Source organism: Halodurantibacterium daqingense (assembly GCF_042666235.1).
In the GTDB taxonomy this organism is placed as follows: Bacteria; Pseudomonadota; Alphaproteobacteria; order Rhodobacterales; family Rhodobacteraceae; genus Halodurantibacterium; species Halodurantibacterium daqingensis.
The window spans coordinates 321,205-343,000 of record NZ_JBHTFQ010000003.1 but is presented as its reverse complement, the minus strand read 5'-3'; the positions used below and the strand labels follow the sequence as shown (position 1 = coordinate 343,000).

Annotated in this window: 23 protein-coding genes; 10 read left to right on the top strand and 13 right to left on the bottom strand. The window is 65.3% G+C overall.

The genetic code is table 11. The annotated features are described in order from the left end of the window. Nucleotides 1-341 precede the first annotated feature (341 nt). From ACFQXB_RS07825 to purC, 5 genes are all read right to left on the bottom strand, one after another. Entirely contained in the window at nucleotides 342-1,673 is a 1,332-nt protein-coding gene (locus ACFQXB_RS07825; protein WP_377401691.1) for a sigma-54-dependent transcriptional regulator, read from the bottom strand. Nucleotides 1,674-1,679: 6 nt separating this feature from the next. After that, nucleotides 1,680-3,383, bottom strand: a complete 1,704-nt coding sequence (locus tag ACFQXB_RS07820) for a sensor histidine kinase (RefSeq protein ID WP_377401894.1) — start codon at nucleotides 3,381-3,383, stop codon at nucleotides 1,680-1,682. 118 nt (nucleotides 3,384-3,501) lie between these two features. After that, on the bottom strand, nucleotides 3,502-4,170 hold the full coding sequence (purQ, locus tag ACFQXB_RS07815) for a phosphoribosylformylglycinamidine synthase subunit PurQ (RefSeq protein WP_377401688.1): 669 nt from the start codon (nucleotides 4,168-4,170) through the stop codon (nucleotides 3,502-3,504). A 23-nt stretch (nucleotides 4,171-4,193) separates the two neighbouring features. Next, nucleotides 4,194-4,433 (bottom strand): phosphoribosylformylglycinamidine synthase subunit PurS, encoded by a 240-nt coding sequence (purS, locus tag ACFQXB_RS07810; protein ID WP_377401891.1) that lies wholly within the window; start codon nucleotides 4,431-4,433, stop codon nucleotides 4,194-4,196. Between the two features lie 21 nt (nucleotides 4,434-4,454). Next, nucleotides 4,455-5,219 (bottom strand): phosphoribosylaminoimidazolesuccinocarboxamide synthase, encoded by a 765-nt coding sequence (gene purC, locus ACFQXB_RS07805; RefSeq protein ID WP_377401685.1) that lies wholly within the window; start codon nucleotides 5,217-5,219, stop codon nucleotides 4,455-4,457. A 176-nt stretch (nucleotides 5,220-5,395) separates the two neighbouring features. Between purC and ACFQXB_RS07800 the strand changes: the two genes are divergently transcribed. The 3 genes from ACFQXB_RS07800 (at nucleotide 5,396) to ACFQXB_RS07790 (ending at nucleotide 7,240) form a co-directional block, all read left to right on the top strand. Next, on the top strand, nucleotides 5,396-5,710 hold the full coding sequence (locus ACFQXB_RS07800) for a DUF1476 domain-containing protein (protein WP_377401682.1): 315 nt from the start codon (nucleotides 5,396-5,398) through the stop codon (nucleotides 5,708-5,710). Nucleotides 5,711-5,868: 158 nt separating this feature from the next. Further along, nucleotides 5,869-6,879, top strand: coding sequence for a betaine--homocysteine S-methyltransferase (bmt, locus tag ACFQXB_RS07795; protein WP_377401679.1), 1,011 nt, complete (start codon nucleotides 5,869-5,871; stop codon nucleotides 6,877-6,879). 193 nt (nucleotides 6,880-7,072) lie between these two features. Next, nucleotides 7,073-7,240 carry a hypothetical protein gene (locus tag ACFQXB_RS07790; protein ID WP_377401676.1) on the top strand — a complete coding sequence of 56 codons (168 nt, stop codon included), beginning with the start codon at nucleotides 7,073-7,075 and terminating at the stop codon, nucleotides 7,238-7,240. A gap of 157 nt (nucleotides 7,241-7,397) precedes the next feature. Here the strand turns inward: ACFQXB_RS07790 and ACFQXB_RS07785 are convergent, their stop codons facing one another. Continuing rightward, nucleotides 7,398-8,534 carry a deoxyguanosinetriphosphate triphosphohydrolase gene (locus tag ACFQXB_RS07785; RefSeq protein ID WP_377401673.1) on the bottom strand — a complete coding sequence of 379 codons (1,137 nt, stop codon included), beginning with the start codon at nucleotides 8,532-8,534 and terminating at the stop codon, nucleotides 7,398-7,400. Nucleotides 8,535-8,613: 79 nt separating this feature from the next. On the opposite strand from ACFQXB_RS07785, the gene ACFQXB_RS07780 reads away from it, so the two are divergent. The 7 genes from ACFQXB_RS07780 to ACFQXB_RS07750 all read left to right on the top strand — a co-directional run bounded on the left by ACFQXB_RS07780 (nucleotide 8,614) and on the right by ACFQXB_RS07750 (nucleotide 17,584). Next, nucleotides 8,614-8,946 carry a HesB/IscA family protein gene (locus ACFQXB_RS07780; protein ID WP_377401888.1) on the top strand — a complete coding sequence of 111 codons (333 nt, stop codon included), beginning with the start codon at nucleotides 8,614-8,616 and terminating at the stop codon, nucleotides 8,944-8,946. 42 nt (nucleotides 8,947-8,988) lie between these two features. Then, entirely contained in the window at nucleotides 8,989-9,768 is a 780-nt protein-coding gene (gene xth, locus ACFQXB_RS07775; RefSeq protein ID WP_377401670.1) for an exodeoxyribonuclease III, read from the top strand. A 37-nt stretch (nucleotides 9,769-9,805) separates the two neighbouring features. Then, on the top strand, nucleotides 9,806-11,677 hold the full coding sequence (locus tag ACFQXB_RS07770; protein WP_377401667.1) for an ATP-binding protein: 1,872 nt from the start codon (nucleotides 9,806-9,808) through the stop codon (nucleotides 11,675-11,677). Next, entirely contained in the window at nucleotides 11,674-13,032 is a 1,359-nt protein-coding gene (locus ACFQXB_RS07765; RefSeq protein WP_377401664.1) for a sigma-54-dependent transcriptional regulator, read from the top strand. Before ACFQXB_RS07770 ends, ACFQXB_RS07765 begins: the two co-directional genes overlap by 4 nt. Before the next feature lie 207 nt (nucleotides 13,033-13,239). Beyond that, a complete protein-coding gene (locus ACFQXB_RS07760; RefSeq protein ID WP_377401661.1) occupies nucleotides 13,240-14,214 on the top strand; it encodes a TAXI family TRAP transporter solute-binding subunit in 975 nt (324 codons plus the stop codon). A 128-nt stretch (nucleotides 14,215-14,342) separates the two neighbouring features. Then, a complete protein-coding gene (locus ACFQXB_RS07755; RefSeq protein ID WP_377401658.1) occupies nucleotides 14,343-16,520 on the top strand; it encodes a TRAP transporter permease in 2,178 nt (725 codons plus the stop codon). A 143-nt stretch (nucleotides 16,521-16,663) separates the two neighbouring features. After that, nucleotides 16,664-17,584, top strand: a complete 921-nt coding sequence (locus tag ACFQXB_RS07750) for a carbohydrate kinase family protein (protein WP_377401655.1) — start codon at nucleotides 16,664-16,666, stop codon at nucleotides 17,582-17,584. A 3-nt stretch (nucleotides 17,585-17,587) separates the two neighbouring features. Here the strand turns inward: ACFQXB_RS07750 and ACFQXB_RS07745 are convergent, their stop codons facing one another. From ACFQXB_RS07745 to secF, 7 genes are all read right to left on the bottom strand, one after another. Then, nucleotides 17,588-18,127: a DsbE family thiol:disulfide interchange protein gene (locus ACFQXB_RS07745; protein ID WP_377401653.1), complete on the bottom strand. Its 540-nt coding sequence runs from the start codon at nucleotides 18,125-18,127 to the stop codon at nucleotides 17,588-17,590. Further along, nucleotides 18,120-18,281, bottom strand: a complete 162-nt coding sequence (gene ccmD / locus ACFQXB_RS07740) for a heme exporter protein CcmD (RefSeq protein WP_377401650.1) — start codon at nucleotides 18,279-18,281, stop codon at nucleotides 18,120-18,122. Before ccmD ends, ACFQXB_RS07745 begins: the two co-directional genes overlap by 8 nt. Next, complete coding sequence (locus ACFQXB_RS07735) at nucleotides 18,278-19,009, bottom strand: heme ABC transporter permease (protein WP_377401647.1); 732 nt, start codon at nucleotides 19,007-19,009, stop codon at nucleotides 18,278-18,280. The genes ccmD and ACFQXB_RS07735 overlap by 4 nt, the downstream gene beginning before the upstream one ends. Before the next feature lie 55 nt (nucleotides 19,010-19,064). After that, on the bottom strand, nucleotides 19,065-19,721 hold the full coding sequence (gene ccmB / locus ACFQXB_RS07730; protein WP_377401644.1) for a heme exporter protein CcmB: 657 nt from the start codon (nucleotides 19,719-19,721) through the stop codon (nucleotides 19,065-19,067). Then, the gene (gene ccmA / locus ACFQXB_RS07725; RefSeq protein ID WP_377401641.1) at nucleotides 19,718-20,347 is read right to left on the bottom strand and encodes a heme ABC exporter ATP-binding protein CcmA; all 630 of its coding nucleotides are present in this window, start codon (nucleotides 20,345-20,347) and stop codon (nucleotides 19,718-19,720) included. The genes ccmB and ccmA overlap by 4 nt, the downstream gene beginning before the upstream one ends. 40 nt (nucleotides 20,348-20,387) lie before the next feature. Next, nucleotides 20,388-20,744: an Mth938-like domain-containing protein gene (locus ACFQXB_RS07720; RefSeq protein ID WP_377401638.1), complete on the bottom strand. Its 357-nt coding sequence runs from the start codon at nucleotides 20,742-20,744 to the stop codon at nucleotides 20,388-20,390. Between the two features lie 71 nt (nucleotides 20,745-20,815). Then, nucleotides 20,816-21,790: a protein translocase subunit SecF gene (gene secF, locus ACFQXB_RS07715; RefSeq protein WP_377401635.1), complete on the bottom strand. Its 975-nt coding sequence runs from the start codon at nucleotides 21,788-21,790 to the stop codon at nucleotides 20,816-20,818. Nucleotides 21,791-21,796: the final 6 nt, after the last annotated feature.

Genomic DNA, 21,796 nt, shown 5'->3' with positions numbered 1-21,796 from the left:
CAGTGCTGCGGGACAGTGCGGAACAGAGGCCAAAGACCTTCCTGTTTTCCGCCAATCAAGTCCAGCGCGCGTCATCGCAGTCCTGTAAAGGGGCCGCAGGCGCGGCGCCCGTTCCGAATAAATACCCCGGCATCACGCACGACGGGCAATCTTGCGGCCTTGCGGCCAAACGGTCTGTCCGGAAACGTCGCAGCACATGGCGCTTGGTGACCGGAAACAGCGAAACTCATGTGGGGCGCATGAAAATGCAGGCCCGCATTTCCCGACCTTATCGGGGTTGGCGGGTGAAACACAATCGGTTTTTTCACCCGCCCCCGGTTCAGCGCGGGGCGCAAGCCCCGTCAGAGGTAATCCGACCGGCTCAGCGCGTATTTCGCCATCTTTTCGTTCAGGGTGCGGCGCGGCAGGCAAAGCTCTTCCATCACCGCCGTGATCGCGCCCTTGTGGCGGCGCATCGTGTTGTCGATCAGCATCCGCTCGAAGGCTTCCACATATTCCTTCAGCGGTTTGCCTTCGGTGGTCAGGGCCGGGCCGGCAGCTTCGTTGTCAGCCATGAGCAGCGATGCGATCGAGCCCGAGCCACGCCGGTTCTGCAGCACCGCGCGTTCGGCGATGTTGATCAGCTGGCGAACATTGCCGGGCCAGGGTGCCTGCAGAAGCTGCGCCGCCTCCTGCGCGGTGACCTCGGGGGCATCGCAGCCATATTCCTCCGAAAACTGCTCGGAATAGCGGGTGAACAGGGTCAGGATATCTTCGCCCCGCATCCGCAAAGGGGGCAGCGTGATCTTGAGTGCGGCAAGCCGGTAATAGAGATCCGGACGCAGTGCATCCTCGACCGTCTTGTCGGGCGCATGTTCGTTGCAGATTGCAACGATCCGCGTTTCCGCCGGCGTGCCCTGATCGTTGATGAAGGTCAGAAGCCGCGCCTGCAACGACTGGCTCAGCGCCTCGACATCCTCAAGGCAAAGGGTGCCACCGCGCGCCTCTTCGATAAGTGGCAGACCATCGCCCTCGTCGGTCGGGCCGAACAGCTTGGCGGCAAGCTGATCCTCGGAATAGGCGGCGCAGGATATCACCGTGAACTTCTTGCCCGCCCGCGGCCCCACCGCATGCAGGGCATGGGCGACAAGCGTCTTGCCGGTGCCGGTTTCCCCGTCGATCAGCACATGCCCGTCGGCCTGGCCCAGATCAAGGATGTCTTCGCGCAGCCGCTCCATCACCGCCGAGGTGCCGATCAACTTCTTCATCAACACCGAGCCATCGGACAATTCCCGACGCAGCGCGCGGTTGTCCAGCGTCAGGCGCCGCACCTGCGTGGCGCGTTTTGCCAGTTCGGTCATGCGGTCGGGATTGAAGGGCTTCTCCAGAAAGTCATAGGCGCCGATGCGCATCGCCTCGACCGCCATCGGCACATCGCCATGGCCGGTGATCATGATGACGGGCAGCCCGCTGTCCATGCTCATCAGACGCTTGAGGAACGCCATCCCGTCCATCCCCGGCATCTTGATGTCGGAGACGACGACGCCCGGAAATTCCGGCCCCAGTGCCTTCAGCGCATCCTCGGCCGAGGGATAGGTCTCGGTCTCGAACCCCGACAGAGCCAGCCACTGGCTGATCGACTGGCGCATGTCCTGTTCATCATCGACAATCGCGACTTTCATCGAACGACCCATTTTTCCTCACTCGGCTGCCTGTGTTTCACTTGTCAATATGGGAAGCTGGACCTCGAATACAGCCCCGCCCCCTTCACCATTGCGCGCGGTCAGGCGCCCGCCCAGGTCGGTGACGATCCCCGACGAAATCGCAAGGCCAAGGCCCACGCCCTCGCCCGGCTTCTTGGTGGTGTAGAAGGGCTCGAACAGATTATCGAGATCCTCGATCCCCGGCCCGTTGTCGCGTACCGCAAGAATCGCGGTTTCACCCTGGCTCAGCAGCAGATCCACATGCGGATCGCGCACGCCCTTCGTGGCATCCAGCGCATTGCGCAGAAGGTTGATGATGACCTGCTCCAGCCGGAGGCGATCAGCCATCACCATCACCGGCTTGCGCGGCAGGGTGCGGGTGATCTTGACTTCACGCTCCTTCAGTTGCGGCTCCATCATCGCCAGCGCCGAGGACACGCAGGTGCGCAGGTCCACGGGCTCGAAGGCCTCGCCGCCCTTGCGCGCATAGGATTTGAGCTGGCGCGTGATGGCGCCCATCCGCTCGATCAGGTCGTCGATCCGCTGGAAGGAGGCGACCGCCTCGTCGGTGCGCTTGCGCTGAAGCAGAAGCCTTGCCCCCGCCAGATAGGTCTTCATCGCGGCCAGCGGCTGGTTCAGTTCATGGCTGACCGCCGCCGACATTTCGCCCAGGGCAGCCAGCTTGGAGGATTGTGCCAGCGTCTGTTCTGCCACCGCCAGATCTTTCTGCACCTTCTCGCGTTCGGCGATCTCGCGTTGCAAACGCGCGTTGAGCCGGCGCAGTTCCGCGGATTCCTGCTGGAACACCGCCGATTGTGACCAGGCGCGGCGCGACATCATGTAGAAGGTGAAGGCCAGGAGCACCGCGAAGCCCATGATTTCCAGGGCCAGCACGCCGTTCACCCGTTCCCGGACCGAGTCGTAGCGGGTGAACGAGACGATGCGCCAGCCACGGAACGGAATGCGCGCCTCGTTGCGCATCACTGCCTCGCCGCGCAGATAGGCGTCGGGCCGTTCCTGCCCCCAGTCGGCCGGGGCGCGCAGGGCGCGCTGGATCGCCGAGGGCGCATCGCGCACCGCAAGCGCCTCATCCATGCTCAGACCCCGCCAGCGCGGCTCGGTCGAGAGGATGACATAGCCCTCGCTGTCGGTCACGGCCACGGCATCGGTCAGGCCGGCCCAGGCGCGTTCGTATTTCATCAGGTCCACTTCGACCGCAACGACACCGATCACCCGGTTCTCGTGCAGCACCGCCCGCGCAAAGGTGAATTCATATCCGCCCGTTTCGCGGCGCGCGGCCGTGAAAACGGTGTCTTTCGAGCGCTGCGCCTCGACGAAATAAGGATCCTGCCGGTGATTGGTGCCCAGAAGGTTGCGATCGGTCGCCGCCACCGTCCGCCCGCTTGCATCCAGAAGCACAAGCGAGGCCGCCCCGATCTCGCCCTGAAAGGAAATCAGCCGCTGCGAGGTGCGCGAAAAATCCTCGGTCCGCAGGGCATTGATCAACTCCGGATCACGGGCCAGCAGCAGGGGCACCACGGAATTGCGCTGCAATTCGCTTTGCAGGTTGCCGGAATAAAGCACCAGCCGCAACTCGGCGCGATTGCGCGTGCTTTCGGTGAACCTGTCGGTCAGCCAGACATTGGTGGTCCAGATCACCACGATGGCAAGCACCATCAGCCCGCCGATGACCAGCCGCATCCGCCAGGTCAGGCGTTCGGTCAGCGGTGGCGTCGGATCGGCCGCATCGGCAAGGTCATTGCGCAGGTTCATGCGCCGCAGGATACGCGCGCGCCAGGCCCGCCTCAAGCGGCGCACATCAGGCCGCAGTGAACGCACCCAGAACCGAGCGGAAAAGCACCGATCCATCGGCGCTGCCTTGCGCAGGATCGATCGCACGTTCGGGATGCGGCATCATCCCGAGCACCCGGCGGTTCGCGGACAGGATGCCGGCGATATCCGCAACCGACCCGTTCGGATTCTGCGCATAGGTAAAGGCGATCCGATCCTCGCCCTGCAGAGCCGCAAGGGTTTCGGCATCGGCCGTATAGTTGCCGTCGTGATGCGCCACCGGCACCACGATTTCGGTGCCCTTTGCCCAGCCCGAGGTGAAGGCGCTGTCGGCGGTTGTCACGCGCAGCGTCACCGGCTTGCAGACGAACTTCAATCCGGCATTGCGCATCAGGGCGCCGGGCAGCAGCCCGGCCTCGGTCAGGACCTGAAAGCCGTTGCAGACGCCCAGCACGAAGCCGCCCCGACGCGCATGATCCACGACCGCCGCGGCGATGGGCGAACGTGCGGCAATCGCCCCGCAGCGCAGGTAATCCCCGAACGAGAACCCGCCCGGCACGCCGACCACATCCACGCCGGCAGGCAAGGCGGTGTCCTTGTGCCAGACGCGGACCACGTCGGCACCGGCCGCCTCGAAGGCCACGGCAAGATCGCGATCGCAGTTCGATCCGGGGAAGGTGATGACGGCGGCTTTCATGGCATTTCTCCGGCTGGCAGGCCTCAGGCGATCTCGACCGAATACTTCTCGATCACGGTATTGGCGAGCAGCTTTTCGCACATGGCGCGCACCTCGGCCTCCGCTGCGGCGCGGTCGGTCGCGGCCAGATCCAGCTCGATCACCTTGCCCTGACGCACACCCTGAACGCCGGCAAAACCGAGCGTGCCCAGCGCATGGCGCACCGCCTCGCCCTGAGGGTCAAGCACCCCGTCCTTCAGCATGACATGCACGCGGGCTTTCAGCATCTGCGACATTGGCGCCTCTCAGTTGATCAGGGTCGGTTTGGTGACATTGTTCGCGTTTCTGGGCAGCACGCCCAGACGCCGTGCCACTTCGGTATAGGCATCCGCAAGGTTGCCCAGATCGCGCCGGAACACGTCCTTGTCCAGCTTGCGGCCGGTCTCGATATCCCACAGGCGGCAGCTGTCGGGGCTGATCTCGTCGGCGACGACCAGGCGCTGATAGTCGTTCTCCCAGATGCGGCCGATCTCGATCTTGAAATCCACCAGCCGGATGCCGACCCCCATCATCACGCCCGACATGAAGTCGTTCACACGCAGGCCCAGCGCCACCATGTCATCCAGATCCTGCTGGCTGGCCCAGCCGAAGGCGATGATGTGTTCTTCCGAAACCATGGGATCGCCCAGCGCATCGTCCTTGTAGTAGAACTCGACGATCGGGCGCGGCAGGGCCGTCCCTTCTTCGATGCCCAGCCGCTTGGAGATCGAACCGGCGGCATAGTTGCGCACCACGACCTCGAGGGGAATCATCTCGACCGAGCGGATGAGCTGTTCGCGCATGTTGAGCCGGCGGATGAAGTGTGTCGGCACACCGATCGCGTTCAGCCCGCTCATGAAGAACTCGGACAGCCGGTTGTTCAGCACGCCCTTGCCTTCGATCACGTCCTTTTTCTGCGCGTTGAAGGCGGTGGCATCATCCTTGAAATACTGTATCAGCGTCCCAGGCTCGGGGCCTTCGTAAAGGATCTTTGCCTTGCCCTCGTATACTTTGGTGCGACGTGGTGCCATGGGAACTCCGGTATGCTGCGCGGGACTGGCCGCGCTTTGCGCTTCCTATAGGCCAAGCCGCCCAATGTCGCAAGGATGTCGCGGCCAATCGTCCTGCCGCCTGCCGGCCCTTGCGGGGGCGCGCGGCCAAGGGCATATCTTCCGTCAGGACCTGCAACACCGTGAGGAGCCACGACATGCCCACCTTTGACGAGCGCGAGCGCGCCTTCGAGGCCAAGTTTGCCCATGACGCCGAGATGGAGTTCAAGGCAATCGCCCGCCGCAACAAGCTGCTGGGGCTTTGGGCTGCGGGCCTTCTGGGCAAGGAAGGCGCCGAGGCCGACGCCTATGCGATGTCGGTGGTCAAGGCCGATTTCGAGGAAGCCGGCCACGAAGACGTCATCCGCAAGCTTTCGGCCGATCTGGGCCCCCGCGCCAGCGACAGCGAGATCCGCGCCCGGATGAACGAGCTTCTGCTCGTCGCGAAGGCGCAGCTGACCGACGAGGGCTGAGGCCCGGCGATCCGGCCCGCGTCTTTGACCGGTGCGTATCGACGAAGTTCGACTAAATTGCCGGCGGGAAGCCATTTGGCGAAGGCCGGGAATCATGACATCCTGTGTGATGAAGGGCGGCCAGAGGGCCGCCCCCTTTGGTTCGAAAGGCTGCCTTGATGGGCGATCCGCTGTCCCGCCTGCTGTGCGAACGGTCATGGCTTCTGGCCGATGGCGCCACCGGGACCACGCTGTTCAACATGGGGCTGCCTGCGGGCGCGGCGCCGGAACTGTGGAACGTTACGGCACCCGATCAGATCCGCGGCCTGTATCGAAGCGCGGTCGAGGCTGGATCGGATCTGTTCCTGACCAACAGCTTCGGCGCGAACGCAAGCCGGCTGCGGCTTCATCAGGCCGAGGGGCGGGTGGCCGAACTGAACAGGGCCGCTGCCGAACTCGGGCGCGAGATCGCCGACGGCGCCGGCCGGCCCGTCGTCGTGGCAGGCTCGATGGGCCCTACCGGGGAAATCATGGCCCCGATGGGGCGTCTGTCGCAGGCAGCTGCGGTAGAGATTTTCCACCAGCAGGCCGAGGCCTTGCGCGACGGCGGTGCCGACGTCCTTTGGGCCGAAACGATATCGGCCCCGGAAGAGCTTCGCGCCATCGCCGAAGCTGCCCGCCTCGCCGGCATGCCCTGGTGTGCCACCATGAGCTTTGACACTGCCGGCCGCACAATGATGGGCTTGACCCCGGCAGAAATGGTCACCCTGGTCGAGCGGCTGGACTGGCCGCCGCTCGCCTTTGGCGCCAATTGCGGACTGGGGGCCTCGGATCTCTTGCGCACCCTTCTCGGCTTTGCCGCGCAGGGCACGGAACGGCCGCTCATCGCCAAGGGCAACGCCGGGATTCCCAGATACCGCGATGGCAGTCTTCACTACGACGGCACGCCGGACCTGATGGCGGAATATGCGGTCCTGGCCCGCGACGCCGGGGCCCGCATCATTGGCGGATGCTGCGGCACGATGCCTGCCCATCTGCGCGCGATGCGCGGCGCACTGGAAACCCGACCGCCTGGTCCACGCCCGACGCTTGACCAGATCACCGCGGCCCTCGGCGCCCTTTCTTCGGCAGGTGATGGCACGGGAATCGATCCCGCCGCCGCATCCCGCAGCCGTCGCCGCCGCGGCTGACGCCGGGTTCCCGCCTGCGGGGCAAGAGGCCGTCCGGCGGCGGCGATCCGCACCCCTCCGGCGCCACGCGGGTCCCGGACCTTGGCATGCCCCCGCGGCGCCTCTGGGTTCGGGGCCGGAGAGACGAACTGGTGATCCACCGCACGCTTCCATTCCGCCGGCGGCATGCCCAGATCAACAGAAAGGAGTTCCCATGCCCCCTGCCCGTTTTGCCCTGCTGCTTGCCGCCGTTCTTGCCGCCGCCGGAGTTACGCTTCTGGTTGGCTATCAGGTCGTGCCCGGCGCCGGGGGTGAACCGGCGCTTGCCCTGTCGCTGCTGATCGCCGCCGCGGCGGCGTTTCTCGTAGGGCGGCGGTGGTAGGGCCAGGCGCAGGAACGCCCCGCATCTCCGGCCTCCCGAGGCTTTGGTCCGCGGTTCACAAAGACAATGGGCGCAGTTCCCGTGCCCGGGCGCCTGATCGGCGACGCGCCCGGTGCCTCACGCCCTGAACGCAGGGCCAGCACAGGACGGGACGGCGTCAGCCCAGCAGGCGGCCGTGCTCCTGAATCGCGAAACGATCCGTCATCCCCGCAACATAATCCGAAACGATCCGGGCCAAAGCCTGTTCATCCCGGGCCCGCGCCACATCCTCGCGCCATTCGGACGGAAGCAGTTCCGGGCGCGCCATGTACAGCGGAAAGAGCTCGCAGACCATGGCCGTCACCCGCGCACGTTCTTCCATGACGCTAGGCGCCCGATACATGCGGTGGAACAGGAAGCTGCGGATGGATTTCAGCTCCATGTAGAGCTTCTTGGAGAAGCGGATGATCGTGGTGCCCATCGCGCGGATATCATCGGCCGATTGCGGCTGTGCCGCATCAAGGCGCGCGCGGGCCACGGCGATGACATCCTCGACCAGAACGCCGAAGACGCGCCGCAGCGCCTCGTGTCGCCGCCGCATCGGGTCGAGGCCGGGGTAAAGGCGATCCACTTCCTCGAAGGCGGGGCCGGTTACGGGCAGTTCCATCAGGTCGGCCTCGGTGAACAGGCCCGACCGCAGACCATCGTGCAGATCGTGATGAGAATAGGCCACATCATCGGCGATCGCAGCGACCTGTGCCTCGGCGCTTGCATGGGTGTGCAACTCCAGATCGTAGAGGGCGTTGAACTCGGCCAGGGCATAGGGGATCTCTCCGACCACCGGGCCGTTATGCTTGGCGATCCCTTCCAGCGTCTCCCAGGTCAGGTTCAGCCCGTCGAAATCGGCATAATGCCGTTCCAGCGAGGTCACGATCCGGATCGCCTGCGCATTGTGGTCGAACCCGCCATAGGGGGCCATCAGCTCGCCCAGCGCATCCTCCCCTGTATGGCCGAAGGGGGTGTGGCCAAGATCGTGGGCCAGCGCCACCGCCTCTGCCAGTTCCTCGTTCAGGCCAAGGACGCCGGCGATGGTGCGGGCCACCTGCGCCACCTCGATCGAATGGGTCAGGCGCGTGCGGTAGTAATCGCCCTCATGTTCCACGAACACCTGCGTCTTGTGCTTGAGCCGACGGAAGGCTGACGAGTGGATGATCCGGTCGCGGTCGCGCTGGAACTCGCTGCGGAAGGTGCTCATCCGTTCGGGGTAAAGGCGGCCGCGCGTCCGGGCGGGGTCCGAGGCATAGCTGGCGAGCATGGGGCTCCCGTTCTTGTCGTGGGCGTTCCCCGCGCTTATATTCGATCGGGTAACATCCTGAAATGCCGAAATGGACGCCATGGACCTGACGCTTCCCCCCAGAGTCACCGACCGCGCCTTCGAGCGGCTGGCCGAAATCGCCGAATCCGCCGGCAATCCCTGCGCGCTGCGCATCGCGGTCGAGGGCGGCGGCTGTTCCGGCTTCCAGTATGACATCAAGCTGGACGATCCCGCGCCCGATGATCTGGTGCTGGAAAAGGGCGGGCAGAAGGTGCTGGTTGATCCGGTGTCGCTGCCGTTCCTGTCGAACGCCGTCATCGACTTTTCCGAAGAACTGATCGGCGCGCGCTTCGTGATCGAAAACCCGAACGCCTCCAGCTCCTGCGGCTGCGGCGTCAGCTTTTCAATCTGACCCATCCACGTTATTCAGGGGCGGTCAGGACAAGGGGCGCCCATGAAGATCGCAAGCTTCAACATCAACGGAATCAAGGCGCGGGCCGAGGCCCTGCCGCGCTGGCTTGACCACGCCCATCCCGATGTGGTGGTGCTGCAAGAGATCAAGACCGTCGATGAAGCCTTTCCGCGCGAGATGTTCGAGGAACGCGGCTATAACGTGGAAACCCACGGGCAGAAGGGCTTCAACGGCGTGGCGATCCTGTCGAAATTCCCGCTCGAGGATGTCGTTCGCGGCCTTCCCGGTGATGAGGGCGACGATCAGGCCCGCTGGATCGAGGCGACGGTGGTGGGCAAGCGCGCGATCCGCATCTGCGGCATGTATCTGCCCAACGGAAACCCGGCTCCGGGGCCGAAGTACGACTACAAGCTGGCCTGGATGGCGCGGCTTGAGGTCCGTGCCCGCGATCTGCTGGCGCGCGAAGAGCCTGCGGTCATGCTTGGCGACTACAACATCATCCCGCAGGACGAGGATGTGGCGCGTCCCGAAGCCTGGCGCGACGATGCGCTGTTCCGGCTGGAAAGCCGCGAGGCCTACCGGCGGATCCTCAACCTGGGCTTCACCGATGCCTTCCGTGCCCGTCATTTCGGCCCGGGGCATTATACATTCTGGGATTACCAGGCGGGAGCCTGGCGACGCAATGACGGGATCCGCATCGATCACCTGCTGCTGACGCCACAAGCCGCCGATCTTCTGCGCGACTGCCAGATCGACAGTGCCGAACGCGCCGGAGACAAGCCGTCGGATCACGTGCCGATCTGGGCCGATTTCGACGCCTGACCCCTTTCGCCCCAGCCACCGGGGCCGGAGCCGGACGATGACGCACACAGCCGCCCTGCCCTCTGCCGGCCCCGCCCTGCGACGCGCACTGGTGCGCCACCACTGGCGCTGGTTGACGATGCTGGCGCTGGGCCTCGTCATCGTGATCGGAACCTGGGGCGGGCGCTATGCCACGCGGGTGAACTTCGATGCGGCCGCGCTGCGCGGGGAAAACACGCTGCGGCTGGCGGTCGCGGTGCTGCGCGGGCAGATGGCGCGGTTCGAACGCCTTCCTCAACTGATCGCCGATCAGGATCTGATCCGGCAGGTGGTGCAGACGCCCGGCGATCGGGCCGTGGTGGCCGAGGCAAACGCCTATCTCAAGGAGGTTAACATCCTCCTCGGATCCTCGGACATCTATGTGATGACGCAGGATGGCACCACGGTTGCCGCCAACAATCACGACAGCGACGTGTCCTTCGTGGGCGAGAACTTTGCCTATCGTCCCTACTTCTTCGACGCCGCCTCGGGCGGTGAGGGCCGGTTCTTTGCGCTTGGCACCACCTCGCTCAAGCGCGGGTATTATTTCGGCGCGCCCATTCGCGACGGGGATGCAGTGCTGGGCGTCGTTGCCTTCAAGATCGACGTGGACGGGATCGAGGAAACCTGGCGGGGCGGAGACTATGAGATCATCGTCACCGATCCCGAAGGCATCATCTTCATGGCCAGCCGCGCCGACTGGCATTTCAGTTCGATCCTGCCGCTGACGCCCGACAGGCTGGCCCGCACCGACCAGACCCGCCGCTATGCCGATGCCCGGCTGCGGGCCCTGCCGGTGACTTCGGACGATCAAGCGGGTCACCGGCTCATGGCCCTGACCGACGTTCTGGGCACACGGGAATTCCTGGTGCTGGCCGAGGACATGAGCGAAGCCGGCTGGACGGTGCAGGTCCTGCTTGATACCGCTTCGGCGCGGGCGCAGGCCCTGACGACGGTCATCGTCGCGCTGCTGCTGGTGGGCCTTGGCACGATGATGGCTGCGGTCTGGTTGCAGCGCCGGGCGCGGCTTATGGAGCGGATGCAGTTGCAACGTGACGCGCGCGCCGAGCTGGAGCGACGGGTGGTTGAACGCACCGCGGAACTGGCCACTGTCAACCGCAGGCTCGAGGCCGAGGTGGCCGAGCGTCGCGCGACCGAAGCCGAATTGCGCACCGCGCAGGCAAGCCTCGTGCAGGCGGGAAAGCTCGCGGCCCTCGGACAGATGTCGGCTGCACTGAGCCACGAATTCAACCAGCCGCTTGGCGCGGCCCGCAACTTTGCCGACAATGCGCTGGTCCTGATCGAGCGGAACCGGATCGAGGACGCGCGCGACAACATCTCGCGCGTGGTGGCGCTTGTAGACCGGATGGCAACACTCAGCCGCCACCTGCGCAACTTTGCCCGCAAGCCCAACAGCAGGCTCGAAACGGTTTCCGTGACCGAGGTGATGAGCGAGACGCGCGAAATCGTCGCCTTCCGTCTGCGCGCCGCCGATGCAACGCTGGAGTTCGATCCCGGCCCGGAGCCGCTGCTGGTCCGTGCTGGCGCCGTCCGGTTGCAACAGGTGCTGGTCAATCTGATCTCGAATGCCGCCGATGCGGCCGAAGGTTCGGCCGACCGGCGGATTGCCGTATCGGCCCGGGCCGAAGGTGGGCGTGCCGTGATCCGGGTGCGCGATCACGGGCCGGGCGTGCCGGATGCCATTGTCGAGCGGATCTTCGATCCGTTCTTCACCACCAAGGGGGTGGGCAAGGGGCTTGGCCTCGGGCTGTCGATCTCCTACAATATCATCAAGGACTTCGGCGGGGAACTTCGCGTGATGAATCATCCCGACGGTGGCGCGGAATTCATCATCGAACTGATCCGCAGCGGCAGAACCACAGTCACATGAGCCCGGGCAAGATCCTTCTGGTCGATGACGAACCCGATCTGCGGGAAAGCACGGCGCAGGCGCTTGATCTGGCTGGTTTCCAGGTCGAGACCTTTGCTGCGGCCGAACCTGTGCTTGATCTTGTGGGCTTTGGCTTTCGCGGCATCGTCATCACCGATATCCGCATGCCGGGCCTTGACGGGCTGAGCCTGATGAACCGCATTCATGACATGGACGCCGAGATCCCGGTGATCCTTGTCACCGGCCATGGCGATGTCCAGCTTGCCGTAAAGGCGATGCGCGAAGGCGCCTATGATTTCGTCGAGAAACCCTTCAGCGGCTCGCAACTTGGTGAAATCGCCACCCGGGCCCTGGATTACCGACGGCTCGTGCTGGAGAACCGGGTGCTGCGTGCGGCCGCGGGCCAGATCGACGATCTGGAACAGCGGCTTGTCGGACGATCCCCGACCATGATCGACCTCAGGCGGCGGCTGCGCACCGTGGGCCCTGCCGATGCCGATGTGCTGATCGTGGGCGAAACCGGGGCCGGCAAGGAAGTGGTTGCGCGCGCGCTGCATGATCTTTCGCCCCGGGCGACCAAGCCCTTTGTCGCCATCAACTGCGCAGCCCTGCCCGCAACCCTGATCGAGAGCGAGCTGTTCGGCCATGAAGCCGGAGCGTTTCCCGGCGCGATGCGCGCCCGCTATGGCAAGTTCGAACACGCACAGGGCGGGACGATCCTTCTGGACGAGATCGGCTCGATGCCGATCGACGTTCAGGGCAAGCTTCTGCGGGTGATCCAGGACCGGATGATCCACCGCCTTGGCGCGAACGAGGCCCGGCCCCTGGATGTCCGCTTCATCGCCACCAGCCGCACGCCCCTGGAAGATGAGGTGGCAGCGGGGCGGTTCCGCGCCGATCTGCTCTACCGGCTCAATGTCGTGACGCTGCAGGTTCCGCCCGTCTCGGCGCGGCGCGAGGATATTCCGCTGCTGTTCCTGAAGCTGGTCGCCGAGGCAGCCGCGCGGCACCGGCGCGATCCGGTCAACGTGCCGCCGCAGGTTCTGGCGGCAATCGCGGCGCGCGACTGGCCCGGGAATGTGCGAGAACTGCGCAACGCCGCGGATCGCTTCGCGCTGGGGATCGGCCTGCAACTGCACGATGTCGCCGGTGACACAGCCCCTGCCCGCCTGTCGGACCGCGTGGCCGAATTTGAACGCAGCGCCCTTGTCTCGGCCCTGATCGCGCATGGCGGCAGGCTCAAACCCGTCTATGAATCGCTCGGCCTGTCGCGCAAGACGCTGTACGAGAAGATGCAGAAATACGGGATCGACAAGGCCCAGTATGGCGGCGGCAGCGATCCCGACGACGACTGATGGGGGGGAATCCGCCCATGCGCGCCGGGGCAATGTCACCTAATCCACCCATTCCGGCCGCCCTACCCCCGGTTTTTGCGGTCGCGCAGTCGCAGGACCATTGCCTTCCCGCCCCCGAACCGCGCTTCTGACGCCGCACATCCGGCTTCGGAGGAGGTCCGTGCGCCGGATGGGTTCATACCCACCGAAACCCTTGGGAGGAACGTCATGCGTTTTACCACCTTTGCCGCAGCAGCGGCTGCGGCCGTTGCCCTTGCCGCCCCTGCCGTTGCGCAGGATCGTGACGGCTGGCCGTCGAACCTGACCATCGGCACCGCCAGCCAGGGCGGAACCTACTTCATCTATGGCACCGGGCTTGGTGGCCTGATCACGGAATCGCTCGGCGTCAACGCCTCGGCCGAGGTGACGGGCGGTCCGGTCCAGAACGCGACGCTGGTCGAGATGGGCGATCACCAGATCGGTCTGGTCACCATGGGTCCGGCCTATGAAGCCTGGACCGGCAACAGCGAACTGGCCCCCGGCGTCGAACACGCCAACCTGCGCGCGCTGTTCCCGATGTATCAGACGCCCTTCCAGGTTGTGGCGCTGCGCAGCTCGGGCATCGAATCCATCGCCGATCTGGATGGTCGCCGCGTTTCGGTCGGCCCGGCGGGCGGCACCGCAGCCACCTACTGGCCGCGTTTCTTCGAAACCGCCGGCGTTTCGCCGCGCGTGAGCTATTCGGGTGCAAGCGATGCGGTTGGTCAGGTGCAGGACGGGTTGATCGACGCCTTCGCCTTTGCCGCCGGCGTGCCGATCTCGGCCTTCGCGCAGATCGCGGCCGAAACCCAAGTCAACATCTTCGGCTTCACGGAAGAAGAGCGTGCGACGGTGCTTGAGGCGATGCCGGAACTCGCGGCATTCGACGTGCCGGGCGGGCTTTATCAAGGCTTCCCGGACGAGGGCCCCACGGTGGCACTGTGGAACTTTGCCGTCGCCCATGCCGACATGCCGGAAAGCCTTGCCTATGAAATCACCAAGCTGGTGATGGAAAACAACGATCGCATGCTGCAGATCCATGCGACGGCCGCCGAGACAATCCCGGAAAACGTCGACAAGAACACCTTCCTGCCCTACCATCCGGGCGCGGTGCGTTACTTTGACGAAGCCGGAATCGAGATCCCGGAAGAGCTGCGCGGCTGATCCCGCGATGCAGGCCTGCGCCCCCGGGGGCGCGGCCACCCGGGGCGGCGCAGGCCGCCCCTCATTCCTTTCAGCATGATCCGAGCGCCGGCCCGCCCGCCTTTGCGCCGACATCAGGGGAGACGCTAATGTCCCAGATTCCAACCACAGGCGCCGACGCGGGCCCGATGATTGCGCAGGGCGTCGACGACGAGCCGCTTGCCTCGAACCAGCGCGATTTCGCCGGGCTGATGAAGCAGTTCGTCGCGCTGATCTGCGTGGCCTACACCGTATTCCACATCGCGGTGATGAACCTTTATCCGCTTGAAACCTGGACCTACCGGATGCTGCATATCGCCGGCGGTCTGTTCATCGGCTTTCTCAGCTATTCCGCCCTGACGCTGAAGCCGCGCGATCCCGGCCAGACGGCGCGCCGCGGCGCGCTGGAATGGGCCGTGCTGGCGGTGGCGGTTGCGGGCATCGGCTATGGCGCGGCCATGGTCGCCTGGGCCTGGGCCGGCTGGTGGTTTGCAGGCATCGCCCGGCCTGCAGCCTTCGTGTTCAGCACTTTCGGGCTGCCGCTGGTGATCGGAACCGTTGCCGCAATCGTCTGCGGCTGGATCTGGGGCGACAAGGACCGGACCGGCGCCCATCCCGCCGACTGGCTGCTGGGCGTGGCGGCGCTGGCGATGACGGGATATATCCTGTTCAACGTCGGACCAATCCGGCTGCGGGCCGGCACAGCCATGGCGCAGACGCCCGATTATTATGCGGCGCTCGCCGGCGTGTTGCTGATCCTTGAGCTGACGCGCCGCGTGGCGGGCCTTGCGCTGGTGGTGATCGCCTCGGTCTTCATCGGCTATTCCTTCTTCGGGCCCTACCTGCCCGGCTTTCTCAACCACCGCGGCTATTCGCCGGAACGGTTCTTCACCTATATCTTCACCGATCAGGGCATCCTTGGCGCGCCGGTGGCCGTGTCATCGACCTATATCATCCTCTTCATCACCTTCGCGGCCTTCCTCCAGGCCAGCCGTGTCGGCGATTACTTCGTGAACTTCGCCTTTGCGGCGGCGGGGCGCGCGCGCGGCGGCCCGGCCAAGGTTGCGATCTTCGCCTCGGGCCTGATGGGGATGATCAACGGAACCTCGGCCGGCAACGTGGTCTCGACCGGTTCGCTGACCATCCCGCTGATGAAGAAGGTCGGCTATCCGGCCAAAAGCGCCGCCGGGATCGAGGCGACGGCCTCCTCGGGCGGGCAGATCCTGCCCCCGATCATGGGCGCCGGCGCCTTCATCATGGCCGAGGTGACCGGCATCCCCTATACCGAGATCGTGGTCGCGGCGATCATCCCGGCGGTGCTCTACTTCATCTCGGTCTATTTCATGGTCGATTTCCAGGCACGGAAACTGAACATGAAGGGGCTGCCGAAGGAAGAGCTGCCCAAGTTCGCCGTTCTCGCCCGTCAGGTCTACCTGTTCCTGCCGATCATCATCCTGATCTACACGCTGTTTGCGGGCTATACCGTCATCCGGGCAGGCACCTGGGCCATGGCCTCGGCGGCGGTGGTGTCGTGGCTCACCCCCTATCGGATGGGACCGGCGGCAATCTATCGGGCGCTGGACCTCGCGGCCAAGATGTCGATCCAGCTTGTCGCCGTCTGCGCGGCCGCCGGGATCATCGTGGGCGTGATCGCCCTGACCGGGGTTGGCGCGCGGTTTTCATCGCTGCTGCTGGGCCTTGCCGATCAAAGCCAGGTTCTGGCCCTGTTCTTCGCCATGTGCATCTCGATCATTCTTGGCATGGGGATGCCTACCACGGCGGCCTATGCGGTGGCGGCGGCTGTCGTGGCACCGGGTCTGATCCAGCTGGGCATTCCGGTGCTGGTGGCGCATTTCTTCGTGTTCTACTATGCCGTGATGTCGGCCATCACTCCACCGGTGGCGCTTGCCGCCTATGCCGGGGCGGCGATTTCCGGGTCGGAGCCGATGCGCACCTCGGTCGAGGCATTCAAGCTGGGCCTTGCCGCCTTCATCGTGCCCTTCATGTTCTTCAGTTCGCATGAATTGCTGATGCAGGGCGAATGGCTGGACATCCTGCACGTCTTTGTCAGCGCGGGCTTTGGCGTGATGCTGCTGTCGGCGGCGGTCCAGGGCTGGTTCTTCGGCACCATCGGGCCGGTGCTTCGGGCGGTGATCCTGGTCGCGGCACTGTCGATGATCGAGGGAAGCTGGCTGACCGACGCAATCGGGGTGGTGGTTGCCGTGGGCATCTTCCTGCTTCAGCGCAACGTCATCGGGCCAAGGCAACTGGCGAAGGGTGCCGACTAGGCCCCTCGGCCTCCAGCCATCCCGGAAGGGCCGCCCCAGGGCGGCCCTTTTCCATTGCCAGCAACCTTCCAGTTGTCAAAGCGCTTTGATCCGCCGGCCGATTACGCCATATCCTTGCGAACGATACCCTTGAAGGAGCGGCCATGATCCTCTGCTGCGGAGAAGCCCTGATCGACATGCTTCCACGGCAGACCGCCGACGGGCAGCCTGCCTTCCTGCCCTGCCCCGGTGGCGCCGTGTTCAACACCGCGATCGCGCTGGGGCGGCTGGGGGTTCCCGCGGGGCTTTATTCCGGCCTCTCGCAGGATCTGTTCGGCCAGATGCTGGACAAGGCGCTTGCCGAGGCTTCGGTTGATACGAGCCTGTGTGCGCGCCCCGATGCGCCCACCACCCTTGCCTTCGTGCAACTGCACGACGGCCAGGCCCGCTATGCCTTCTATGACGAAAACACCGCGCTGCGCAGCCTTGCCCCCGATGCCCTTCCTCCGATACCCGGCTCGGTCAGCGCCATCTTTCTGGGCGGGATCAGCCTTGCCAGCGAGCCCTGCGGCAGCGCCTTCGAGGCGATGATGACCCGCGCGACAGATCAGATCACGATGCTGGATCCGAATATTCGCCCCGACTTCATCCGGGACGAACCCGCCTATCGCGCCCGGCTCGGGCGCATGATCGCGATGGCCGATATCGTCAAGCTGTCGGACGAGGATCTGCGCTGGCTCTGCGGCACGGGCGAGATGACGAACGTTGCACAAGGGCTTACCGCTCGGGGACCGCGCGTGGTCATCGTTACCGAAGGTGCGCGCGGCGCCACCGCCTTCTGGGCAGGCAGTGCGGTCCATGCCCCGGCACCTGCTGTCACGGTTGCAGATACCGTGGGCGCCGGCGACACGTTCAATGCAGCCGTTCTTGCCGCGCTTGCCGCGGCGGGCGCGCTCAGCCGATCCGGGCTCGAGGCGCTGGACGAGGCGACGCTGGCCCACGCGCTTGATCTTGGTGTCCGGGCGGCGGCCGTCACCGTGTCACGCGCGGGGGCGAACCCGCCCTGGGCGCACGAACTGCGCTAGGCCTCAGCTCCCGCCTGCGGCGCGTGCCAAAGCCGGGCGGATCGTATCCTCGAGCGAACGCGCGGTGATCGGCCCGGCAAAGCGCAGCACGATGCGGCCTTCGCCGTCGATGACATAGGTTTCGGGAACCCCGTAAAGGCCCCAGTCCAGCGCCGTGCGCCCCTCATCCGCGCCCATGGCGGCATAGGGATTGCCCAGTTCCTGCAGGAAGGCCAGCGCATTGTCGGGGCGGTCCTTGTAGTTGATCCCGTAGATCGGAATGCCCTCGGCCGCGAGTTGTTCAAGCATCGGATGTTCGGCCCGGCAGGGTGCGCACCAGCTTGCCCAGTAGTTGACCAGCTTGACGCCCTCTTCGCGCAGCGTCGCATCGCTAAAGGGTGGATCATCGCCCAGCTGCGTCAGAACCACCGACGGTGCCAACCCGCCCTCGCGTGCCGAGGGCAGATCGTCGGGGTTTTCGCGCTGCATGCCGAAATAGAAAGTCGCGGCAAGCCCCGCGAACAGGATCGGCGGCAAGGCCATCAGCAGCGAAATTCTAGGCATCTCGTTTCCCCTGTCGTTCCTCGACTGCACGCAAGGCCCGGCGCACCCGCGCACCACGCCACAGTGTCAGCCCCACCAGCGCCGCCAGAAGCCCGATCGACACACCATAGGCCGCCGCGACCTCGGCCGCATATCGTCCCAGATCCGGTATCATGCGCCCATCCTTTCCCGCGCCAGAAGCGCCTTCATCCGCCGCGCGCGGATCTCGGTCCGGGTTCGGATCAACACCAGGGTCAGGAACAGCAGCGCAAATCCGGTCATCGAGACGTAAAGCGGCAACTTGTAGGTCATGTGCATCCGTTCGCCCGGCGCGACCGAAAGCGAGGCACCCTGATGCAGCCCCTGATTCCAGAAATTCACCGCATAGCGCGACAGAAGCGCGAAGACCGACCCGACAAGACACAGGACGCTGGTCAGATCGGCGGCGGTATCGGGGTCTTCGATCGCCTCCCACAGGGCGATATAGCCAAGATAGAACAGAAACAGGATCAGGAAGGCTGTCAGCCGCGGATCCCAGGCCCACCAGGTGCCCCACATCGGCTGGCCCCAGATCGCGCCCGTGAACAGCGCGATCAGTGTCATGGTGAGCCCGATCGGTGCGGCGGCCCTGGCCGCAAGGGCCGAAACGTGGTGCCTGCGGATCAACCAGACCAAGGAGGCCACCAGCATCATGATCCAGGCATTGATTGCCATCATCGCGGCAGGCACATGCAGATAGATGATCTTGACGGTGGATCCCTGGCGGAAGTCGTCGGGGGTGAAGAAGAAGCCCCAGATCAGCCCCACCGCCAGCGAGAGCCCCGCAAGCGCCGTCACCCAGGGCAAGACCCTGGACGATGTCTCCATGAACTTCTTGGGGTTGGCGTATTCCCAGATCGACATGATGCCTACTTATGGTTTCGGTTTCATCTGCTCAACTGAATAGCATGTGAGCGGCTTAACGGAGGTTGACGCGGATTGCCGCAGCCGAGGCGAAGGGCAGCAGCGCCACCGCCCCGGCCGTGATCCCGGCCAGCATCAGCAGCGGCGTTGCGGCGGCCAGGCCCTCGGCCCCGCGGCGCACCACCTCGGCACCGAAAATCAGCGTCGGCACATAAAGCGGCAACACAAGCAGCGACAACAGCAGCCCGCCCCGCTTCAACCCCACGGTCAGCGCCGCGCCGAAGGTCCCGATCACCGACAGCGCCGGCGTCCCGAGCGCGAGCGAGGCGACAAGCCAGGGATAGGCGGGCACGGGAAGGTTCAGCAGCAGGCCGAGAACCGGTGCCGCAAGCACCAGCGGCAGGCCGGTGGTGGCCCAATGCGCCGCGGCCTTCATCGTTACCACCCCCTCCAGCGGCACGGGCGCCGTGGCGAGAAGATCAAGCGATCCGTCTTCGTGATCCAGCGCCAGGATCCGGTCCAGCGACAGCAGGCAGGCCAGCAGCGCCCCGACCCAGAGGATCCCGGGCGCGATCCGCGCCAGCGTTGTGCCCTCCGGCCCCACACCCAGCGGCACCAGCACCGTCACGATAAGGAAGAAGGCCAGCCCCAGCCCGAATCCGCCGCCCGCGCGCAGGGCCAGCTGAAGGTCGCGGATCAGAAGCGCGATCATGCGAAAGCCTCGTCAAAGGCGCTGCTGATCCCGCCCGCTGCGGGGCTCCGGGCCTTGAAGGCGCCCAGATCCAGCACTCCGGCCTCGGGCAGGCCAAGATCGATATGGGTGGCGATCAGCGCCGCCCCGCCCTGCGCCAGATGGGCGCGGATCACCCCGGCGAACAGCGCGACCGAGGCTGCATCAAGCGAGACCGTCGGTTCATCCAGCACCCAGATCGGACGCCCGGTCACCAGCAGCCGTGCCAGCCCCAACCGCCGCTTCTGCCCTGCGGAGAGGTTGCGCGCCTGCCGCCCGGCCAGATCGGAAAGGTTCATGGTGGCAAGCGCCGTGTCCACCGCATTGGTGCCATAGATCCGCGCCCAGAAACTCAGGTTTTCGCGCACGCTGAGCGTCGCCTTCAGCCCGTCGGCATGGGCGGCATAGGCCATGGCCTCGGGTGGCATGGTCATGTTGCCCTTCAGGGGCGGCTGCAGCCCGGCCAGCGTGCGCAGAAGGGTTGTCTTGCCGATGCCGTTCGGGCCGCGCAGGATCAGCGCCTGTCCGGCGCCCAGCGTGAAGCTGACGCCCTCCAGAACCGGAAGACCACCACGGGCGCAGGCAAGATCAGAGACGATCAGTTCCATGCCCCCCGCTTATCCGAAGCGCGGCCGGGCGGAAAGGCGCTTATGCGACCGGAAGCAGGGCGGCGGCAATCCGTCGCCCCTCGGACAGAAGCACGTTGTAGCTGCGTGCCGCCGGAGGGCTTGCCATCACCTCGTGGGGGATGCCCGCCTCGTCCAGCGCGTTGCGCAGATCGGGCGGCAGATGGGCGATTTCGGCGCCGGTGCCGATGAAGAGGACATCGACCACCCCCGCCAGCGCCAGAAGTGCCGCACTGTCGTCATAGCCACCCCACGGCGCCACATGTTCCCCGCGCAGCAGCACCCCGCCATGAAACAACTCGGCGCCAATGCGGAAGAAGCCAGGGCCATAGCCCTCGACCGGGCGCACATTCTGGAACTGGACCTCGTTCAGACGCATCCTGGCTTTCCTTCTGTCCTTACCGGAAGTAGCGCGCGGCACCAGATGGTCCAGCACGCGCACCGCAGCGCTCAGGGCTCGGTCTTGAACTGCGTACCGCCGCCGGTCTTTTCACCTTCGCCCTTGCTCCAGTCGCGCTTGACGCCAAGGCGCAGCAGAACCACCGAAGCGACGAAGATCGTCGAATAGGTGCCGACGATCACACCCCAGATCATCGCGAAGACAAAGCCGCGGATCACGTCCCCGCCCAGCACGTAAAGCGCGATCAGGGCCATCAGCGTCGTGCCCGAGGTCATCACCGTGCGGGACATCGTGTCATTGATCGAAAGGTCAAGCAGTTCCTGCAGAGGACGCTTCTTGAACTTGATCAGATTTTCCCGCACCCGGTCAAAGATGATCACGGTGTCATTGAGCGAATAACCGACGATGGTCAGCAGCGCCGCGATGATGGCGAGGTCAAACCGGATCTGAAGCACCGAGAAGATACCGATGGTCAGGATCACGTCATGCACCAGCGCCGCGACCGCGCCGACCGCGAACTGCCATTCGAACCGCAACCAGATGTAGAACAGCACCGCCGCATTTGCGAGCACCACCGCGAGGATTGCCGTGCGCACCAATTCGCCCGAGACCTTTGGCCCGACCGACTCCACCGAAGGAAAGGTGATCGAGGGATCAACGGCCTGAAGCGCCTGTTCAACCGCCAGAATCATCTGCGGGCTGACGCTTTCCTGCCCGTCCTGGGCCTGAATGCGCACCATCGCCACGTTTCGGTCGGGGCCATAGGTCGGATCGAACACTTCGGTGATCGTCACGTCGCCCAGCCCCAGTTCGGCGATGGCGCCGCGATAGGCGCCGATATCGACCGGCTGCACCGACTCGGTCCGGATCGTGGTGCCGCCGCGGAAGTCGATGCCGAAGTTCAGCCCCATGGTGAAGAAGGCCACGATCGACAGCACGATCGCGATCAGCGACAGGCCGAAGGTCGCACGCCAGTATTTGAAGAACTTCCACTCGGTGTGGTCGGGAACAAGTTTCAGACGCATCTTTGG

Excerpts from the sequence above, each read along its gene's own strand:
- ACFQXB_RS07750 (WP_377401655.1), top strand. The coding sequence starts at position 16,664 with ATGATCCTCTGCTGCGGAGAAGCCCTGATCGACATGCTTCCACGGCAG.
- ACFQXB_RS07765 (WP_377401664.1), top strand. The coding sequence starts at position 11,674 with ATGAGCCCGGGCAAGATCCTTCTGGTCGATGACGAACCCGATCTGCGG.
- purC (WP_377401685.1), bottom strand. The coding sequence starts at position 5,219 with ATGGCACCACGTCGCACCAAAGTATACGAGGGCAAGGCAAAGATCCTT.
- ACFQXB_RS07780 (WP_377401888.1), top strand. The coding sequence starts at position 8,614 with ATGGACCTGACGCTTCCCCCCAGAGTCACCGACCGCGCCTTCGAGCGG.
- ACFQXB_RS07770 (WP_377401667.1), top strand. The coding sequence starts at position 9,806 with ATGACGCACACAGCCGCCCTGCCCTCTGCCGGCCCCGCCCTGCGACGC.
- ACFQXB_RS07790 (WP_377401676.1), top strand. The coding sequence starts at position 7,073 with ATGCCCCCTGCCCGTTTTGCCCTGCTGCTTGCCGCCGTTCTTGCCGCC.
- ACFQXB_RS07735 (WP_377401647.1), bottom strand. The coding sequence starts at position 19,009 with ATGTCGATCTGGGAATACGCCAACCCCAAGAAGTTCATGGAGACATCG.
- xth (WP_377401670.1), top strand. The coding sequence starts at position 8,989 with ATGAAGATCGCAAGCTTCAACATCAACGGAATCAAGGCGCGGGCCGAG.
- ACFQXB_RS07785 (WP_377401673.1), bottom strand. The coding sequence starts at position 8,534 with ATGCTCGCCAGCTATGCCTCGGACCCCGCCCGGACGCGCGGCCGCCTT.
- ACFQXB_RS07755 (WP_377401658.1), top strand. The coding sequence starts at position 14,343 with ATGTCCCAGATTCCAACCACAGGCGCCGACGCGGGCCCGATGATTGCG.
- ACFQXB_RS07720 (WP_377401638.1), bottom strand. The coding sequence starts at position 20,744 with ATGCGTCTGAACGAGGTCCAGTTCCAGAATGTGCGCCCGGTCGAGGGC.
- purQ (WP_377401688.1), bottom strand. The coding sequence starts at position 4,170 with ATGAAAGCCGCCGTCATCACCTTCCCCGGATCGAACTGCGATCGCGAT.
- ACFQXB_RS07820 (WP_377401894.1), bottom strand. The coding sequence starts at position 3,383 with ATGCGGCTGGTCATCGGCGGGCTGATGGTGCTTGCCATCGTGGTGATC.
- ccmD (WP_377401650.1), bottom strand. The coding sequence starts at position 18,281 with ATGATACCGGATCTGGGACGATATGCGGCCGAGGTCGCGGCGGCCTAT.
- secF (WP_377401635.1), bottom strand. The coding sequence starts at position 21,790 with ATGCGTCTGAAACTTGTTCCCGACCACACCGAGTGGAAGTTCTTCAAA.
- ACFQXB_RS07825 (WP_377401691.1), bottom strand. The coding sequence starts at position 1,673 with ATGGGTCGTTCGATGAAAGTCGCGATTGTCGATGATGAACAGGACATG.
- ACFQXB_RS07760 (WP_377401661.1), top strand. The coding sequence starts at position 13,240 with ATGCGTTTTACCACCTTTGCCGCAGCAGCGGCTGCGGCCGTTGCCCTT.
- ACFQXB_RS07745 (WP_377401653.1), bottom strand. The coding sequence starts at position 18,127 with ATGCCTAGAATTTCGCTGCTGATGGCCTTGCCGCCGATCCTGTTCGCG.
- ACFQXB_RS07800 (WP_377401682.1), top strand. The coding sequence starts at position 5,396 with ATGCCCACCTTTGACGAGCGCGAGCGCGCCTTCGAGGCCAAGTTTGCC.
- ccmB (WP_377401644.1), bottom strand. The coding sequence starts at position 19,721 with ATGATCGCGCTTCTGATCCGCGACCTTCAGCTGGCCCTGCGCGCGGGC.
- bmt (WP_377401679.1), top strand. The coding sequence starts at position 5,869 with ATGGGCGATCCGCTGTCCCGCCTGCTGTGCGAACGGTCATGGCTTCTG.
- ccmA (WP_377401641.1), bottom strand. The coding sequence starts at position 20,347 with ATGGAACTGATCGTCTCTGATCTTGCCTGCGCCCGTGGTGGTCTTCCG.